Source organism: Ramlibacter aurantiacus, from assembly GCF_016722895.1.
Taxonomy (GTDB): Bacteria; Pseudomonadota; Gammaproteobacteria; order Burkholderiales; family Burkholderiaceae_C; genus Ramlibacter; species Ramlibacter aurantiacus.
The window spans coordinates 128480-145791 of sequence record NZ_JAEQNA010000001.1; the positions used below are offsets into that span (position 1 = coordinate 128480).

19 protein-coding genes are annotated in these 17312 nt (G+C 69.2%); 7 read left to right on the forward strand and 12 right to left on the reverse strand.

Going from position 1 to position 17312, the window contains the following annotated elements:
- Positions 1-227: 227 nt before the first annotated feature.
- The gene (locus JI739_RS00640) at positions 228-1043 is read left to right on the forward strand and encodes a hypothetical protein (RefSeq protein WP_201681919.1); all 816 of its coding nucleotides are present in this window, start codon (positions 228-230) and stop codon (positions 1041-1043) included.
- 3 nt (positions 1044-1046) lie between these two features.
- Here JI739_RS00640 and JI739_RS00645 read toward each other — a convergent pair whose 3' ends face one another.
- The 5 genes from JI739_RS00645 to JI739_RS00665 form a co-directional block, all read right to left on the reverse strand.
- On the reverse strand, positions 1047-1544 hold the full coding sequence (locus JI739_RS00645; RefSeq protein WP_435531583.1) for a disulfide bond formation protein B: 498 nt from the start codon (positions 1542-1544) through the stop codon (positions 1047-1049).
- Between the two features lie 183 nt (positions 1545-1727).
- The gene (locus JI739_RS00650; RefSeq protein ID WP_201681921.1) at positions 1728-2813 is read right to left on the reverse strand and encodes a sulfate/molybdate ABC transporter ATP-binding protein; all 1086 of its coding nucleotides are present in this window, start codon (positions 2811-2813) and stop codon (positions 1728-1730) included.
- A gap of 3 nt (positions 2814-2816) precedes the next feature.
- The gene (gene cysW / locus JI739_RS00655) at positions 2817-3710 is read right to left on the reverse strand and encodes a sulfate ABC transporter permease subunit CysW (protein WP_201681922.1); all 894 of its coding nucleotides are present in this window, start codon (positions 3708-3710) and stop codon (positions 2817-2819) included.
- On the reverse strand, positions 3707-4573 hold the full coding sequence (cysT, locus tag JI739_RS00660) for a sulfate ABC transporter permease subunit CysT (RefSeq protein WP_435531593.1): 867 nt from the start codon (positions 4571-4573) through the stop codon (positions 3707-3709). The genes cysW and cysT overlap by 4 nt, the downstream gene beginning before the upstream one ends.
- Before the next feature lie 22 nt (positions 4574-4595).
- On the reverse strand, positions 4596-5588 hold the full coding sequence (locus JI739_RS00665) for a sulfate ABC transporter substrate-binding protein (protein ID WP_201681924.1): 993 nt from the start codon (positions 5586-5588) through the stop codon (positions 4596-4598).
- Positions 5589-5730: 142 nt separating this feature from the next.
- Here JI739_RS00665 and JI739_RS00670 point away from each other — a divergent pair, with 142 nt between their 5' ends.
- Positions 5731-6480, forward strand: coding sequence for a TraX family protein (locus JI739_RS00670; protein WP_201681925.1), 750 nt, complete (start codon positions 5731-5733; stop codon positions 6478-6480).
- On the opposite strand, the gene JI739_RS00675 is transcribed toward JI739_RS00670, so the two are convergent.
- Entirely contained in the window at positions 6477-7232 is a 756-nt protein-coding gene (locus JI739_RS00675; protein ID WP_201681926.1) for an IclR family transcriptional regulator domain-containing protein, read from the reverse strand. The genes JI739_RS00670 and JI739_RS00675 overlap by 4 nt on opposite strands.
- Before the next feature lie 152 nt (positions 7233-7384).
- On the opposite strand from JI739_RS00675, the gene pobA reads away from it, so the two are divergent.
- Both pobA and JI739_RS00685 read left to right on the forward strand, forming a co-directional pair.
- Complete coding sequence (pobA, locus tag JI739_RS00680) at positions 7385-8557, forward strand: 4-hydroxybenzoate 3-monooxygenase (RefSeq protein ID WP_201681927.1); 1173 nt, start codon at positions 7385-7387, stop codon at positions 8555-8557.
- Between the two features lie 68 nt (positions 8558-8625).
- Positions 8626-8811 carry a hypothetical protein gene (locus tag JI739_RS00685; RefSeq protein WP_201681928.1) on the forward strand — a complete coding sequence of 62 codons (186 nt, stop codon included), beginning with the start codon at positions 8626-8628 and terminating at the stop codon, positions 8809-8811.
- A gap of 1 nt (position 8812) precedes the next feature.
- On the opposite strand, the gene JI739_RS00690 is transcribed toward JI739_RS00685, so the two are convergent.
- The 5 genes from JI739_RS00690 to JI739_RS00710 all read right to left on the reverse strand — a co-directional run bounded on the left by JI739_RS00690 (position 8813) and on the right by JI739_RS00710 (position 13604).
- Positions 8813-11077: a YgiQ family radical SAM protein gene (locus JI739_RS00690; RefSeq protein WP_201681929.1), complete on the reverse strand. Its 2265-nt coding sequence runs from the start codon at positions 11075-11077 to the stop codon at positions 8813-8815.
- Positions 11078-11162: 85 nt separating this feature from the next.
- Positions 11163-11372, reverse strand: a complete 210-nt coding sequence (locus JI739_RS00695) for a hypothetical protein (protein ID WP_201681930.1) — start codon at positions 11370-11372, stop codon at positions 11163-11165.
- An 82-nt stretch (positions 11373-11454) separates the two neighbouring features.
- Positions 11455-12489 (reverse strand): response regulator, encoded by a 1035-nt coding sequence (locus tag JI739_RS00700; RefSeq protein ID WP_201681931.1) that lies wholly within the window; start codon positions 12487-12489, stop codon positions 11455-11457.
- A gap of 64 nt (positions 12490-12553) precedes the next feature.
- Positions 12554-13354, reverse strand: coding sequence for a hypothetical protein (locus tag JI739_RS00705; protein ID WP_201681932.1), 801 nt, complete (start codon positions 13352-13354; stop codon positions 12554-12556).
- A 31-nt stretch (positions 13355-13385) separates the two neighbouring features.
- The gene (locus JI739_RS00710; protein ID WP_201681933.1) at positions 13386-13604 is read right to left on the reverse strand and encodes a hypothetical protein; all 219 of its coding nucleotides are present in this window, start codon (positions 13602-13604) and stop codon (positions 13386-13388) included.
- Between the two features lie 165 nt (positions 13605-13769).
- Here JI739_RS00710 and JI739_RS00715 point away from each other — a divergent pair, with 165 nt between their 5' ends.
- The 3 genes from JI739_RS00715 (at position 13770) to JI739_RS00725 (ending at position 16805) form a co-directional block, all read left to right on the forward strand.
- A complete protein-coding gene (locus JI739_RS00715) occupies positions 13770-13943 on the forward strand; it encodes a hypothetical protein (RefSeq protein ID WP_201681934.1) in 174 nt (57 codons plus the stop codon).
- A gap of 48 nt (positions 13944-13991) precedes the next feature.
- Positions 13992-14234, forward strand: coding sequence for a DUF6139 family protein (locus JI739_RS00720; protein WP_201681935.1), 243 nt, complete (start codon positions 13992-13994; stop codon positions 14232-14234).
- Between the two features lie 297 nt (positions 14235-14531).
- Complete coding sequence (locus tag JI739_RS00725) at positions 14532-16805, forward strand: ATP-dependent DNA helicase (protein ID WP_201681936.1); 2274 nt, start codon at positions 14532-14534, stop codon at positions 16803-16805.
- 85 nt (positions 16806-16890) lie between these two features.
- On the opposite strand, the gene JI739_RS24795 is transcribed toward JI739_RS00725, so the two are convergent.
- Positions 16891-17169 (reverse strand): KGG domain-containing protein, encoded by a 279-nt coding sequence (locus tag JI739_RS24795; protein ID WP_236589011.1) that lies wholly within the window; start codon positions 17167-17169, stop codon positions 16891-16893.
- Positions 17170-17312: the final 143 nt, after the last annotated feature.

Consider the following 17312-nt stretch of genomic DNA (forward strand, 5'->3'; position numbering starts at 1 on the left):
CCCGCCCCCCCGCCACTGTCCGTCCACGTGCCGAGCCGATCAGTGGCCGCCTGGGCTACACCAGCCTTCGAGACCCCCGGCGACGCATCGCTGCCCTCGTGCTGGGCGCCCCGGTGGGAGCGGCAGCCGGCGCCCACGCCCTGCTGTTGCTCGGAGTGCCGGCGACCAGCGCCTACCTGATCGGTGCCTTGGGCGGCTCGGCCGTCGGAGCGCTGGCGGGGCGAACGGTGGACCGCCTGCTGTGGTACCTGCGCGGGCCCTTGCGCATCGAGGCGGCGCAGACCCGCGACCTGACCGGTCAACAGCAGCTCGACCGCATCGTGCAGTTGGCCGCCAGCGAGGAGCTGAGCGCCCATGGCATCTCCGATGCCTACCGCATGGCGACCGATCTCGCGTCCCGCCAGGCGGATGCCGGCACCCCGCTGGCGGGCCAGTCCTTGCAGGATGCGCTGGTGGGGATCGCACGGCCGCTGGCCCGGCGTTGCATCTATGAAGCGGCCGCCGTCATGACGACGGTGTTGCGCCCGTTGGTCACGCAGGGCTTGCTGTCCCACGCCGATGCGCTGGCCGTGTTCGCGCAACTGCTGCCGCCACTGGGTGAGCGAACCGCTCCTGACTGGATCCAGCGGGTCTCGGATTCGGCGGATCGATGCCACCGCCACCGGCCCGGATCGGCGCAGCTCCTTCTCGAAGGCTACAAAACCTTCCGCGCCACCGGCGACGCGGCAGCGGAGTCAAGATTCGACGAATTGACCCTCGCGTGGCTCAGGAGTGTCGATCTCCCGCCCGCCGTGGCCGTTCATGCCGTCCTGCAGGCCCGAAGCACCTATTCGATCGACGACCTGATCCAGTGCATCCGGGCCTTGCCGGAACTGGACGATGCAGCCGCCACGCATATCGTGGAGTTCGTCCGCTCCCGACGCTTGTCGGCGCCGGAGCTGGCCCAGACCCTGGGAGCGCTCGCCGGGGCGCGCGAGAGCGCCTCCAGCGAGATTTTCGTCGGTGCCCTTCTGCCCTCGACTCCGACGGAAGTCCCTGGATAGGGTTCAGCGACGGGTCACCAGCAGCCCCAGGAACACCAGCGCGAATACCAGGAACCAGATGAACGACCAGTTGGCGATGGTGGCGCCCAGGAAGGTCCAGTCCACCGCGGAACAATCGCCGCTGCCGCGGAAGATCATCGGAATGGCGCGCCGCAGCGGGAACGTCTCGATCATTCCGTAGAAGTCACGCCCGCAAGAGGCAACCTCGGGCGGGTACCACTGAAGCCAGCTCTGGCGCGCTGCCACGAAGCCGCCGAAGCCGGCGACCAACAGCCCCAGCAGCCCACCGACGACATGGGCCATCCGGCTGCGCGCCAGCGCCGTCACGCCGGCCACCAGCGCCACCAGCACCAGCGCATAGCGCTGCACGATGCACATGGGGCACGGCTCCAGCCCCTGGACGTGTTGCAGGTACAGCCCGAACGCCAGCAAGGCCACGGCGACGGCGCAGACCGTGGCCAGCACCCGGCGGGGCGCGGCAAGGACATGCTTCAGATTCAAGTTCAATCTCCACGATGCTGCGCATCACCCGCGCCGCGCCGAAGCAGGCCGCACAAGCGTGGGCCGCACCAAGGCCGCGCGCAGCGACAGGCCCATCCAGCGGCTACCGCGGCACCGGCTTTGCCCGGCCGCTGGTTGCGCCCCCCCTGGGGGGAAGCGGCCGAACGCCGCTCGGGGGGGACTCTAACTCACGAACACCCGCGCCCGCCGGGGCGTCACGACCAGCGTCTCCCCCTCCTGGAAGCCGGCGTCCCTGAACTGCTGCGCGGGAATCTGCGCCTCGATCAGCGGATCCTGCCCGTCCTGCGGCTGGCCCTCGTTCCGCGGGAGCAGTTCGAGGCGGGCGATGGGCCCCACGACGATGGCGCGTTCGAGTTGCACCACGATGCCGTCGCGGGCCGCGTCCGCCGAATAGCGCTGCACGTCCAGGTCGTGCGGACGCACGTAGGCCAGGGCCTTGGCGTGCTCGGCGTCGGCGTGCTCCGGCGATTCGATCCGCATGCCATCCAGGTGCACCTGCCCCTGGTGCGCGCGTCCGTGGAACATGTTCACGTCGCCCAGGAAGCCGTACACGAAGGGGCTGGCGGGGTGGTCCCACACGTCCTGCGGCGAGCCCACCTGCTCGATGACGCCGCTGTTCATCAGCACCACCCGGTCGGCCACCTCCAGGGCCTCTTCCTGGTCGTGCGTGACGAAGATGCTGGTGACGTGAAGCTCGTCGTGCAGGCGCCGCAGCCATCGGCGCAGCTCCTTGCGCACCTTGGCGTCCAGCGCGCCGAAGGGCTCGTCCAGCAGCAGCACCTTGGGCTCGACGGCCAGTGCGCGGGCCAGCGCGATGCGCTGGCGCTGGCCGCCCGAAAGCTGCGAGGGAAAGCGGTCGGCCAGCCAGTCGAGCTGCACCAGCCCCAGCAACTCGTGCACCTTGGCCTTGATCTGCGCCTCGCTGGGCCGCTGGCGGCGGGGGCGCACGCGCAGGCCGAAGGCGACGTTCTCGAACACCGTCATGTGCCGGAACAGCGCGTAGTGCTGGAACACGAAGCCCACGTTGCGTTCGCGCACATGCACGTCGGTGGTGTCCTCGCCGCTGAAGAAGATGTTGCCCGCGTCGGCCGTCTCCAGGCCGGCGATGATGCGCAGCAGCGTGGTCTTGCCGCAGCCGGAGGGGCCGAGCAGCGCGACCAGTTCGCCCGAATCGACGTGCAGCGACACGTCACGCAGCGCGTGGAAGTCGCCGAAGCGCTTGCTGATGTTGCGGATCTCGATGCTCATGGCTTAGACACTCGGGGATGCGAAGACGGGCTGCTCTGGCGGCAGGTTGGCGGCGGCCTTCATGTCGCGCTCGTGGCGCCACTCGGCCACCGTCTTGACGACCAGCGTCACCAGCGCCAGCAGCGCCAGCAGCGAGGCCACCGCGAAGGCAGCGACCGACTGATACTCGTTGTAGAGGATTTCCACGTGCAACGGCATGGTGTTGGTCTGGCCGCGGATGTGGCCCGACACCACCGACACCGCGCCGAATTCGCCCATGGCTCGCGCATTGCACAGGATCACGCCGTAGATCAGGCCCCACTTGATGTTGGGCAGCGTGACGTACCAGAAGGTCTGCCAGCCGTTCGCGCCCAGCACGATGGCGGCCTGTTCCTCATCGTTGCCCTGCGCCTGCATCAGCGGGATCAGCTCGCGCGCGATGAACGGAAAGGTGACGAAGATGGTGGCCAGCACGATGCCCGGTACGGCGAACACGATCTTGATGTCGTGGCTCTCCAGCCAGGGGCCCAGCCAGCCCTGCGCCCCGAACACGAGCACGTACATCAGGCCGGCCACCACCGGGGACACCGAGAAAGGCAGGTCCACCAGCGTCGTGAGGAAGGCCTTGCCGCGAAACTCGTACTTGGCGATGCACCAGGCCGCGGCCACGCCGAACAGCAGGTTCAGCGGCACGGCGATGGCCGCGGTGATCAGCGTCAGCCGGATCGCCGCCCACGCATCCGGCTCGGCCAGGCCTGCCAGGTAGGGGCCGAGGCCCATGCGCAGCGCCTCGACGAACACGGCCAGCAGCGGCAGCACCAGGAACAGCAGCAGGAACACGCCGGCAATGCCGATCAGGGTCCAGCGCACCCACGGCGCTTCGGTGGTGCTCACCTGTCGATGGACAAGGGTACTCATAGCCCCCCCGATCGCTTGCGCTGCCAGACCTGCAGCGAGTTGATGACCAGCAGCATCGCGAAGGATGCCAGCAGCATCACCACGGCCACGGCGGTGGCGCCTGCCACGTCGTACTGCTCGAGCTTGCCGATGATGATGAGCGGCACGATCTCCGAGACCATCGGCACGTTGCCCGCGATGAAGATCACCGAGCCGTATTCGCCGATGGCGCGCGCGAACGCCATCGCGAAGCCGGTCATCAGCGCCGGAGCGATGCTCGGGAAGATCACGCGGGCAAAGGTTTGCCGCCGGGTCGCGCCCAGCGACATCGCCGCCTCCTCGAGTTCGCGCTCGGTGTCTTCCAGCACCGGCTGCACGGTGCGCACCACGAAGGGCAGGCCGATGAAGATGAGCGCGATCACCACGCCTTTGGGGTTGAACGCCAGCTCGATGCCGAGTGGCTCGAGCAGCTGGCCGATCCAGCCATTGCCGGCCAGCAGCGCCGTCAACGAGATGCCGGCAACTGCCGTGGGCAAGGCGAAGGGCAGGTCCACCAGCGCATCGACCACGCGCTTGCCCGGGAAGCTGTAGCGAACCAGCACCCAGGCCACCAGCAGGCCGAAGACGACGTTGACCACGGCCGCGAACAAGGACGCGCCGAAGGTGAGCCGGTAGGCGGCCATCACGCGTGGCGAACTCACGGCGGCGACGAACTGGTCCCAGCTGAGCGTGAAGCTCTTGAGCACCAAGGCCGACAGCGGGATCAACACGATCAGCGCCAGGTACAGCAGCGTGTACCCCAGCGTGAGGTTGAAGCCCGGCAGCACCTTGCGGCTGCGGCGGCTGGACGTGGAAAGCGCCCCCGCCGCGGGCAGGGGCGCCATGACGGCGCTATCGCTCATGGGCTCAACGGACCGTATAGATCTTGTCGAACTGGCCGCCGTCGTTGAAGTGCACCTTCTGCGCTTCGCTCAGCGAACCGAACATTTCCTGCACGGTGAAGAGCTGGATGGGCTTGAAGGTGTCGGCGTGCTTTTTCAGCACGGCGGCATTGCGCGGCCGCATGTTGTGCTTGGCGGCGATCTCCTGGCCCTGCTCGGAGTAGAGGAAGTCGAGATAGGCCTTGGCCAGCTCGCGGGTGCCCTTCTTGTTGACCGTGCGCTCGACGATCGCCACCGGGTTCTCGGCCAGGATGCTCGTCGACGGATAGACCACGTCCACGCGCTTCTCGCCGAACTCCCGGTTGACCGACTCGACCTCGGACTCGAAGGTGACCAGCACGTCGCCGATGTTGCGCTGCAGGAAAGCGGTGGTGGCATCGCGGCCGCCACGCGCCAGCACCGGCACGTTCTTGTACAGCTTGGAGACGAACTCGGCCGCCTGCGCGTCGCTGGCGCCCTTCTTCTTGGCATAGCCCCAGGCCGCCAGGTAGGTGTAGCGGCCGTTGCCGCCGGTCTTGGGGTTCACCACGACCACCTGCACGCCCGGCTTGGTGAGGTCGTCCCAGTCCTTGATGCCCTTGGGGTTGCCCTGGCGCGTGAGGAACAGCATGGTGGACGTCGTGGGCGCGGCGTTGTTCGGGAACTGCTTGGCCCAGTCCTTGGCGACGACGCCACGGTCGGCCAGGAACTCGATGTCGGTGGTGGTGTTCATGGTCACCACATCCGCGTCCAGGCCGTCCGCCACGGCGCGCGCCTGGGCCGAGGAGCCGCCGTGCGCCTGGTCGATCTTGACGTCCTTGCCCGTCGTCTTCTTGTAGTGCGGGACGAAGGCGGCGTTGATGTCTTTGTAGAACTCGCGGGCCACGTCGTAGGACGCGTTGAGCAGGGTCTGCGCGGAAGCCAGGCCGCTGGTGGCCAGGGCCGCGATGGCGATCAGGGTCTTGATGCGGTGATTCATGGGTCTTCGCCGTGTTCTGGGAATAAGAGCAGGTGCAATTGTCTCCATTTGGTTATAAAAACCAACGAAGATCTGGTTGTTTGCATATCCGGGACCCCGCATAAGCACGCCCACCGCATGGGCCGACTATGCTGGCCGGGCCGTGCCCCACCCGCCTTCGCCCTCCCCCGCTCCCTGGGGATTCACCGACGGACAGCTCGAGACGCTCAAGTGGGTGGCGATGGGCTTCATGTTCGTCGACCACTTCGGCCGGCTGTTGCTCGGCTATGGCCTGGACAGCTGGGTGTTCGCCAGCAGCCGCCTGGCATTCCCGCTCTTCGCCATCGTCCTGGGGGTCAACCTCGCCCGCGCGGGCGACGCCGCACCCAGGGCCGCCCGCACCGCCCGCCGCCTCGCCTTGTGGTGCGTGATCGCCATCGCGCCCTCGATCTGGGCTCGCGGCGAGCCCTGGCTGCTGAATGTGCTGGGCACGCTGGCCCTGGGGGCGGTGCTGTGCTGGGCCCTGGCCTCGGGCGCGTCCCTCGCCTTGCGCGGAGCCGCGGCCCTGCTGGCCGTGATGGCGTCGGGCTGGGTCGAATTCAACGCACCGGGGGTGCTGTTGATCCCGGCCGTGTACCTGTTCGGCCGCACCTCGTGGCCGCAGGCGGGCGTGCTGGCCGCGGTGATGCTGGCGATCACCGGGTTCCTCAACGCCGAGTTCGGTGGCTGGCCCGCCCTGCTCTGGACGCTGGCCGCCGTGCCGTTGGCGGCGCTGCTGCGGCTGATGCCTTTGCAGCTGCCGCGGCTGCAAGTGGCGTTCTATCTCGTCTATCCGTTGCACCTGGCGCTGATCGGCGCACTGAAGACCTGGCCCTGGCTTTGGTCCGGTCTGGGTTGGCTGGAGAAGGTCTAAAGCATCGGGCGCAGCTCGCGGGCCGCGTCTTGCAGCACCGGGAGCATGTCCCGCGCCAGGGACCCCTTGTCGCTGCGGTGGCTGCCGGCCACCACGTTCATGGCCGCGACCGTGCGGCCCCGCATGTCACGCAAGGGCACGGCCAAGGCATGCACGCCGAGCTCATGTTCCTCGCTGGCGGCACAGAAGTCCTGCTGCCGCACTTGTTCCACGAGGCTGCGGAACGCCTTGGGTTCGACCACCGTGTGCACGGTCAGCCGGGGCAGCTCGCGCCCACGCAGCCACCCGTTGAAGGCCGCCTTGCCCAATGCGGCCAGCAACACACGGCCGGTGGACGTGGCGTGCGCCGGCAGCCGGGCGCCGAGGTGCACGCCATAGGCCATGACGCGCGAGGGGCCGCTGCGCGCGACGATCACCACCTCATCGCCATCGAGCACGGCGGCCGAGAACGAGTCGGCCGTGAACGATGCCAGCCGGTTGAGCGTGGGCTGCAGGAGGCGCGGCAGCCGCGCCGAGGCGAAGTAGCTGCCGGAAAAACGCAGCACCTTGGCCGAGAGCCAGAAGTGGCTGCCATCGGATTCGAGATAGCCCAGGTGCGCCAGGGTCAGCAGGTGCCGGCGCGCCGCAGCCCGCGTGATCCCGGCGCGCTGCGCGGCGATGGTGGCGTTGAGCCGCTGGCGCTCGGTGTCGAAGCTCTCCAGCACGGCCAGGCCGCGAGCCATGCCTTCGATGTAGTCGACCTTGGCGATCATGGGCGTCCGTGGAGCGTTGGTGGAGCGTTGTGGAGAGGGTGACGACATTGCGCGATCACCGCGCAGGTTGCACGATGATCGCACAGCGACCGGCCGCCGCGCTCGACGCGCGGGGCGGCACTTCCTAAGCTCGATGGCTCAAGGAGTACCCCATGCGAACCCAGGTTGCCATCATCGGCGCCGGCCCTTCGGGCCTGCTGCTCGGCCAGCTGCTGCACAAGGCCGGCATCGACAACATCATCCTCGAGCGCCAGACCGGCGACTACGTGCTCGGCCGCATCCGCGCCGGCATCCTCGAGCAGGTCACGGTGGACCTGATGCGCGAAGCCGGTGTCGCCGAGCGGCTCGACCACGAGGGCATCCCGCACCACAGCATCGAGCTGGTGTTCTCGGGCAAGCGCCACCCGATCGACATTTCGGGGCTGACCGGCGGCAAGGTCGTCACCGCCTACGGCCAGACGGAGCTGACCCGCGACCTGATGGACGCCCGCGCGGCCGCCGGGCTGACCACGGTCTACGAAGCCGGCAACGTGCAGCCGCTCGACTTCGACAGCGACAAGCCCCGGGTGACGTATGAGAAGGACGGCCGCACCCACACCCTGGAGTGCGACTTCATCGCAGGCTGCGACGGCTTCCACGGGGTCAGCCGCGCCAGCGTGAAGGACCGGGTGACCGAGTACGAGAAGGTCTACCCCTTCGGCTGGATCGGCGTTCTGTCGGACACGCCGCCGGTCTCGCCGCACGCGATCGTCTACGGCAACAGCGAGCGCGGCTTCTCCCTGTGCTCGATGCGCAGCATGAGCCGCTCGCGCTATTACGTGCAGGTGCCGCTGAGCGACAAGGTGGAGGACTGGAGCGACGAGCGCTTCTGGGACGAGCTGCGGCGCCGGCTCGACCCCGACCTGGCATCGCGCATCGTGACCGGCCCCAGCATCGAGAAGAGCATCGCGCCCCTGCGCAGCTTCGTGGCCGAGCCGCTGCGCTTCGGCCGGCTCTTCCTGGCGGGTGACGCCGGCCACATCGTGCCGCCGACCGGCGCCAAGGGCCTGAACCTGGCGGCCACCGACGTGAAGTACCTCTCGGGCGCGCTCATCGAGTATTTCAAGGAGCGCAGCAGCCAGGGCATCGACACCTACTCCGAGCGCTGCCTCAAGCGCATCTGGAAGGCCGAGCGCTTCTCCTGGTGGATCACCAGCCTGATGCACCGCTTCCCCGACACCGAGGGCTTCGGGCAGAAGGTGCAGGAAGCCGAGCTGGATTACCTGGTGCACTCGAAGGCGCTGTCGACCTCGCTGGCCGAAAACTACGTGGGCCTGCCGCTGTAGCCTGGGGGCATGCAGCGCTTCATCGGAAACCGCCACCGCAGCGAAATCGAACTCGACCCCATCGCCGCATGGCGCCGACCTGCTCGACCTGCGAGGACCTGCAGCCCCACGTGCGGACCTTGATGGTGGAAGGCGTCGAGGTCCGCACGCTCGATATCGAAGGCTTGTCGGAAACCAGGACGGACTATCGAGCCAAGGACTGGATCGATCGGGAGGCCCTGCAGCAGATCCTGCTCAGGCTCCGCCAGCGCTGACTCACCCGCGCTTGCGCGCCGGCTTTGCCGCCCCCGTCACCCGGGGCGGCAAACCGGTGTGCTGGGTCAGCAGCTTCCCCCGCCCCGGCTTGGCCCCGTTCCCCGAAGGCGTCGAGTTCGTCCGCCGCGCGCTCTGGTAGCTGCCATCCGTCACCGGCTGGAAAGCCGGGATGAGATGGTGCTTGCCATTGCCGATCAGGTCGGCCCGCCCCAGGGCCTTGAGCGCCTCGCGCAGCAGCGGCCAGTTGTTGGGGTCGTGGTAGCGCAGGAAAGCCTTGTGCAGGCGCCGGCGCCGCTCGCCGCGCACGATGTCCACGCGGTCTTCCTCGCTGCCCTCGCGCCGCACCTTGCGCAAGGTGTTGCGGCCCGAGTGGTACATGGCCGTGGCCGTGGCCATGGGGCTGGGATAGAAGGTCTGCACCTGGTCGGCCCGGAAGCCGTTGCGCTTGAGCCAGACGGCGAGGTTCATCATGTCCTCGTCGCTGGTGCCCGGGTGCGCGGCGATGAAGTACGGGATGAGGTATTGCTTCTTGCCCGCCTCGGCGGAGTACTTCTCGAACATCTGCTTGAAACGCTCGTAGCTGCCGATCCCCGGCTTCATCATCTTGGACAGCGGCCCGGCCTCGGTGTGCTCCGGCGCGATCTTCAGGTAGCCGCCCACGTGGTGCTGCACCAGCTCCTTCACGTATTCGGGCGACTGCACGGCCAGGTCGTAGCGCAGGCCCGAGCCGATCAGGATCTTCTTGATGCCCTTGAGCGAGCGCGCCCGCCGGTACATCTTCACCAGCGGGCCATGGTCGGTGTTCAGGTTGGAGCAGATGCCGGGATACACGCAGCTGGGCTTGCGGCACGCGGCCTCGATCTCGGGGCTCTTGCAGCCGATGCGGTACATGTTGGCCGTGGGCCCGCCGAGGTCGGAGATGACGCCGGTGAAGCCGGTCACCTTGTCGCGGATCTCCTCGATCTCGCGGATCACCGATTCTTCGCTGCGGCTCTGGATGATGCGACCTTCGTGCTCGGTGATCGAGCAGAAGGTGCAGCCACCGAAGCAGCCGCGCATGATGTTCACGCTGAAGCGGATCATCTCCCACGCCGGGATGCGGGTGGCGCCGTCGTGGCTGCCGTTCTCGTCGGCATACGTGGGGTGCGGGCTGCGCGCATACGGCAGCCCGAAGACATGGTCCATCTCCGCGGTGGTCAGCGGGATGGGGGGCGGGTTGATCCACACGTCACGGTCGCCATGGGCCTGCACCAGCGCACGAGCGTTGCCGGGGTTGGTCTCCAGGTGCAGCACGCGATTGGCATGGGCGTACAGCACCGGGTCCGACTTGACCTGGTCGTACGACGGCAGCCGGATGACGGTGTGCTCGCGCGGTGGCGGCCGGCGCGAGGCGCCGCGCACGAAGACCAGCGGCTGCTGCGCGCCATCCGCGGCTTGGTCCTTGCTGCAGGTGCCGCCCTGCGCCTGCGCCTGCTCGGACACGGTGAGGTAGGGGTTGATGTGCTCATCGACACGGCCGGGCCGGTCCACCTCGGTGGAATCGATCTCGAACCACCCCTCGGGCGAGCTGCGCTGGATGAACGCCGTGCCACGCACGTCGGTGATCTGCTGCACCGGCTCGCGTGCCGCCAGCCGGTGGGCGATCTCGACGATCGCGCGTTCGGCGTTGCCGTACAGCAGCAGGTCGCACTTGGCGTCCACCAGGATGGAGCGGCGCACCTTGTCCTGCCAGTAGTCGTAGTGGGCGATCCGGCGCAGGCTGCCCTCGATGCCGCCCATCACGATGGGCACCTCGGGGTAGGCCTCGCGGCAGCGCTGCGAGTAGACCAGCGAGGCCCGGTCGGGCCGCTTGCCGCCCACGTCGCCGGGTGTGTAGGCGTCGTCGCTGCGGATCTTCCGGTCGGCGGTGTACCGGTTGATCATCGAATCCATGTTGCCCGCCGTCACCCCGAAGAAGAGGTTGGGCTTGCCCAGGGCCTTGAAGGGGTCGGCGCTTTGCCAGTCGGGCTGCGCGATGATGCCCACGCGGAAGCCCTGCGCCTCCAGCGCGCGGCCGATGACCGCCATGCCGAAGCTCGGGTGGTCCACGTACGCGTCGCCCGTGACGATGATCACGTCGCAACTGTCCCAGCCCAGGCGGTCCATCTCGGCCCGGCTCATCGGCAGGAACGGCGCGGTGCCGAAGCGCGCGGCCCAGTACTTGCGGTAGCTGGTGATCGGCTTGGCGGCGCGGGCGAAGAGGGAGACGTCGAGGGGGGCGTTCATGGGCTGTGGCTTGGGGCCTGGCAGACCCGGGCGGGCATTCTAAAGTTCCGCCCTTGTCCCCGCCCGGGCAAGGCGACTCCCCGCCTCACTCCCGGCGGGGCTGCCGGGTCTGCCCCTCGCGCGTCGACTGCTCGTCCTTCTCGTCCGTCTCGTCCGTCTGGGGCTGCGTACCCGGGGCGCCCGCGGGCGGCTCGGCCTGGGGCGCGCCCTCGCCCAGGGTCTTGCGGCGTGGGTCGTCCGCGGGGTTCTCGTTGCCGCCTCGGTTCGGTCCGGGGCCGACGCTGGTCTGGCTCATGGATGCTGCCTCCTTGGCGACCAGGGTACCGGGGCCGTCGCGCCGCCACCGCCAGCCCACCGGCCGTGGCGCTGTAGGGCGGCTACGAAGCTGGCAGCGGCGCCCGGTCGGAGCCCGCCCACCGGGCCTGCTCCAGCTCCAGCGGCAGCAACTGGGCGATGCGCAGCGCATTGCCTTCATATCGCGCGGTGAACAGGACGCGTGAGCGGCAGCTGTGCAGCTCCTCGCGCAGCGCGGCGCAAGCGGCCGGCGACAGGGTGATGCCCGACCCCGAATGGGCGGTGGCGCGCCGCGCGGCGCTCACCTCGGAGCCGACCAGCGTGCGCTCGGCCGTTTGCCCGCAGCTGAAGCGGGCGATCTCGGCCGGCATGTCGTGCAGGCCCAGGCGCAGGTTGGGTGCGCCATAGCGCTGTTGCAGGGCCATGGCCGTGCGCAGGGCGGCGGCGGGCTGCTCGAACAGCAGGACTGTGGCTTCGCGTTCGTATCGGTCGACCGTGCCGCCCTGGCTCCCCGCGAGCTCCGCCACTTGGGCCAGGAATTCGGAACGGTCGCCCACGCTGCCGCTCATGTAGGCCGCCTGCACCAGCAGCAGGCTGACCGGCAGCAGCTCGAAGGCGATGCCGCTGCGTCCCTCGCCCCGGAACAGCGCCTCCCACTGCTCCTTGGGCAACTGCCGGGCCAGGCGCTCGCCCAGCGCTTCCATCCGACGCGCCTGGCGCCGCTCGAGCAGCTGGGTCTCGACCCGGCTCATCACGGCGCGCACGTCGACCGGCTTGGTGAGGTAGTCCACCGCCCCGAGGTCGCGCCCCTGCCGCTGCTGCTCGTCGCGGCTGAGTGCGCTCATGAAGGCCACCGGGATATCGGCCGTGCGGGGCTCCTGGCGCAGGCGCCGCAGGACCTCGTAGCCGTCCATGTCGGGCATCAGGATGTCCAGCAGGAGAAGGTCGGGGCGGGGCTCGCTGCGCGCCAGGGCCAGGGCTTCCTCGCCTCCGGCTGCCTGCAGGACCTCGTACCGGTCCTTGAGCAGCTCGTTGATCAGCCAGAGGCTGTCGGGCGCGTCGTCGACCACCAGGATGCGTGGCAGCGGCGGCAGGTCTTCGGGCGTTGGGTCGGGCATGGGCGGTGGGCACGGATGAGCGCGCCCCGGAGATTACCAGCCGACGGCCCCCGCGGGCGCTGCTTCAGCGATTGGCGCCCGGCTCGCGGCCCCGGTTGAGCGAATCCGTGACGTCCGCGCCACCTTTTTCGGAAGCGGCCACCGCGCGCTCGCGCAGACGTGCCGTTTCGCCCGGCGTGGGCGTGGTGTGGGAGCCGGGCAGCGTCGGGTCGCCGCCGGTGTCGGCGATATCGGTCCCGTCGGGTCGAGAGCCCGCACCGCCGACCTGTGTCCCGGCGGTCGAAGGCATGCCGACGGCAGCGCCACCGCCCGCGAAGCTGTGCGTGCCCACGGGGCCGCCCCGCATCGTTGCGCCGGCCTGCGGGCCGCCGGCACGGGACGGCGAGGCTGCGGCGGCGGTGCCCGTGGGCGATGCCGCATGCACGCCGCCCGACGATGGCGCCGCCGTTCCCGCACCGGGTGCGGCGGGCTCCCAGCCCTCGGTGCGCCACTGGCCCACGCGGTCTTCGAGGCTGATGGCCCCGCAGTCCTGCAGCACGCGGATCACCTTCTGGGCCTGGTCGCGCTCGACTTCGATCAGCAACAGGCTGGTGCCCCGGCGCAGGGCCTCGGAGTAGATGCCCGACTCATCGGTGTGGCTCTCCAACAGGTTGGCGAAAAAGCCGCCGATGGACTCGAGCACACTCTGCCGGCGGTAGCCGGGCTGCCCGGGCCGCGGCTGCGACGGGCCAGCGTGCTTGATGAAGTCGGCGTCCGCGCTCGGGCTGAAGTGGATGCGCTCGCGCGGAATGCCCGCGCTTTCCACGCGGCTCATCGCCAGGCGCGCGGAGTTGGGGTCGTCGAAAGTGGCGGCAATGTTCTGCATGGCGTCTCCGGGCGAAATCGTGATGGGTCGGTCAGGGCTTCGAACGCTTGCGGCTGAACCGCTCGGCACCGCCACTGCCCCCGCCGTCGGGGAAATCATGCGCATCCAGCGGATTGCGCCGCTTCGTAGGCGCTTCGATGATCGTGCTGGCGCTGCTTTCTCCAGGGGCGGGGCGCGCCGGGGGCGGAGTGGTCTGGCTGGCGGCCCGTTCGGGCGTTTTCTGGCGGCGGGTGGCAGCTTTCGTGTCCAAGGGTGGTCGACTCCGTTTGAGGTCCAGACTAGCCCCGGCGCGACGGTGGCGCCTGTCGGACACGGCCGCGTTCAAAGTCGCTTGCCGCCCCACACAGGCTGAAGCACCCAGGCGGCCCGGCTTGTGGCTGAATAAAGGGTCCATCAACACACCCCAAGGAGCTCCATGGGAAACAAGATCGTGACCGAAGCGGACCGGCGGGCCACCCCGCCCCCCAAGGTGGCCGAAGGCCGGATCGTGCGGCGTAGCGGCGGTGGCCAGACCATCAGTCAAGAACGCGGCACCTCCACGCGCAACAAGAAGAACCCTGGCAAGCGCCCACGCCAGGGCGGCAGTTGATCCCCGCCATGCCTCCCCTCCCCTCGTCTCGTCATCAAGGAGTCGCCCATGCAACTCGACGTCTATCGCCGCCATGAGCCCGCCCACAAAATGTCCTTCCTGGTGGTTCCTGCCGGACAGGAGATTCCACAGGAGGTGACCAGCACCGAATGGGTGGCGCACGCGCGCGGCGTGGAGCTCGACGAAAGCGCCCCCGCTTTCACCGAGTACGGCATCGACGATCCCGCGCGCCAGCTGCGGGAGAAGCGCTATGCCATCACGAGCTTGAGCCACCAACTCCAGGAGGGTTGATCCCCCCCGAAGCGGCCTCGTGGCCGCCTCCCCCCGAGGGGGCGCCAACAGCGGCCCGGCAAAGCCGGTTCCGCGTTGGCACTGGAGGGGCCTACCGCTGCGCGGTGGCGCGTATTCCGTTCAGCCTGAGCCCGTCGAAGGCTGCGCCCACGACAACCGTTCGGCCTGAGCCCTTCGAAGGCTGCGCCCACGACAACCGTTCGGCCTGAGCCTGTCGAAGGCTGCGCGTGCCTGCCCTGTGTTAGAAAGCCGCTCGCCCAGCCGTTCGGGAACGCACTCCCCTCGGCCCGCCCCCGCATGTCCCCCCCTCCCCTCTACACCGTTGCCGTTCGCACCTTGTGCGAGTTCACGGCCCGGGCCGGTGACCTGGATCTGCGCTTCACGCCTTCGCCAACGGCCCAGCAAGGCATCGCCGGACATGCGCTGGTGCAGGGACGACGTGCCGCCGGGTACGAGAGTGAGATCGCGCTGCAGGCCGAGTTCGAGGGGCTGCTGGTCCGGGGCCGGGCCGACGGCTTCGACCCGGCGCTGGGGCGGCTGGAAGAGATCAAGACGCACCGCGGAGACCTGGAGCGCCAGCCGGCCCATCACCGCCACCTGCACTGGGCCCAGCTGAAGGTGTATGGATGGCTGCTGTGCCAGGCCCGTGGCTACGCGTCGCTGCGCCTGGCTCTGGTCTATCTCGACCTGGGCACGGACCGCGAGACCCTCATCGAGGAAACCTTCGAGGCCGAGGTGCTGCGCGCGTTCTTCGAGACCCAGTGCCGGCTGTTCCTGGACTGGGCCGCCTGCGAACGCGCTCACCGCGACGCGCGCGACGCGGCACTCGCGTCGCTCGTCTTCCCGCACCCGCAGTTCCGCGCGGGCCAGCGCGAACTGGCCGAGGCCGTCTGGCGCGCGGTCAAGCACGGCCGCTGCCTGATGGCGCAGGCGCCGACCGGGATCGGCAAGACGGTGGGGACGCTATTCCCTGCCCTGCGCGCCTGGCCCGCACAGCAGCTGGACAAGATCTTCTTCCTGGCGGCCAAGACACCCGGGCGGCAGCTGGCGCTCGATGCCCTGGATCGGCTGGACGCGGGCGGCGCGCGGCCCCTGCGCGTGCTGGAGCTGTGCGCCCGTGACAAGACCTGCGAGCACCCGGACAAGGCCTGCCACGGCGAATCGTGCCCGCTCGCCAAGGGCTTCTACGACCGGCTGCCGGCAGCGCGGGCGGCGGCGGTCGCCCATGGGAACATGGCTCGCGCCAAGGTGCGCGACGTGGCGCTGGCTCACGCCGTCTGCCCCTATTGGCTCTCACACGACCTGGTGCGCTGGGCCGACGTGGTGGTGGGCGACTACAACTACTTCTTCGATACAAGCGCGCTGCTGCATGCGCTGGCACGTGAACAGGAATGGCGATGCGCGGTCCTGGTGGACGAGGCGCACAACCTGATCGACCGCGGGCGCCAGATGTACAGCGCGGAACTTCACGAGGAGCAGCTCTCGGAGTTGCGCCGCGATGCGCCCGTCGAACTGGCCACGCCCCTGCGCCGACTGGCCCGCGCCTGGCGCGAGACCGTGCGCGAGCAGGAGGCCGACTATGCATCGCACGACGACCTGCCGGGTCGCTTCACCGGCGCCTTGCAACAGGCGGTCGCTGCCATCGCGGACCACCTGGCCGACGCGCCGCAGGAGGCGCCGTCGGCGCAGCTGCAGCAGGCCTACTTCGACATGCTCGCCTTCAGCCGCCTGGCCGAGACCTTCGGCGCGCATTCCGTGTTCGATGTGACGCTGCGCCGCCGCGGCCGGCACCCCTGCACCGTGCTGTGCATCCGCAACCTGCTGCCGGCGCCGCACCTGGCGCCGCGCTTCGAGGCGGCCCATGCGGTGGTGCTGTTCTCGGCGACCCTGAACCCGGTGGACTTCTACAAGGACACGCTGGGAGTGCCGGCCGATGCGGCGGATGTCGAAGTGGCTTCGCCGTTCGATCCGGCGCAGCTGGCCGTGAAGGTGGCCCCGCGCATCTCGACCCGTTGGGCAGACCGCGATCGGGCCATCGAGCCGATCGCGCGCCTGATCATTCGGCAGTGGCAGGGGCAGCCCGGCAACTACCTGGCCTTCTTCAGCAGTTATGAGTTCCAGCACCGGGTCGCCGCCGCAGTCGCCAGCGTCGATCCGCAACTGCCGATCTGGGAGCAGACGGCCGGCATGAGCGAGGCCGACCGGCAGGCGTTCATCGCCCGCTTCGAGCCGGGCGGACGCGGCATCGGATTCGCGGTCCTGGGAGGCAGCTTCGGCGAGGGCATCGACCTGCCCGGCGACCGCCTGGTGGGCGCCTTCGTGGCCACCTTGGGGCTGCCGCAAGTGAACCCGGTCAACGAGCTGATGCGAGAACGCCTGCAGCAGGCCTTTGGAGCGGGCTTCGACTACGCCTACCTGTACCCGGGAATCCGGCGCGTGGTGCAGGCCGCTGGCCGCGTGATCCGCACCCGGGAGGACCGGGGCGTGGTCTGGCTGATCGACGACCGCTACGGCCGCGGCCAGGTGCGGTCATTGCTGCCGCGTTGGTGGCGCATCGAGCACGGAACCTGAGTCGGTCCTTGCCCGATCGGCGCGCCGGCCGATCGATGCCCGCCAGATGCGACAACGGCGGCTCGTGCCGCCGTTGAACATCCGATCAGGAGGAGTGTTCCGACTTCGTGGCAGCGGCGGCCACACGCATCTGGTGGCGCTTCTTGCCGGCCGCGCGGGCTTCCTCGCTGGTGAAGCGATGGGCGCGACCGTGCTCGTGTGCCGCCTTGCCGCCCATGCTGGCGATCTCGCGCTTCTTCTCGGGGCTCAGGACCGCGAAGCCTCGCTTGGCCCGGGCCGGTGCAGCCATGAGCTGCTCGGCGGCGGTGGCCGTCTCCGACACGCTCTTGTTGTCATTGGTGTTGGTCGCGCTGGTGTTGTCCATAGCTTCTCCCGTTGGTTGGACATGGATGAGGCTCGGATTCTGCGGAGTCATGGCCGCGTTTGGCTGGGCCGGCGGCAAAATTGGATGTTGTCCTACAGGTGAGCAAACGGCCCCGGAGTGCCCCCGACGCGGCGCACCGAATG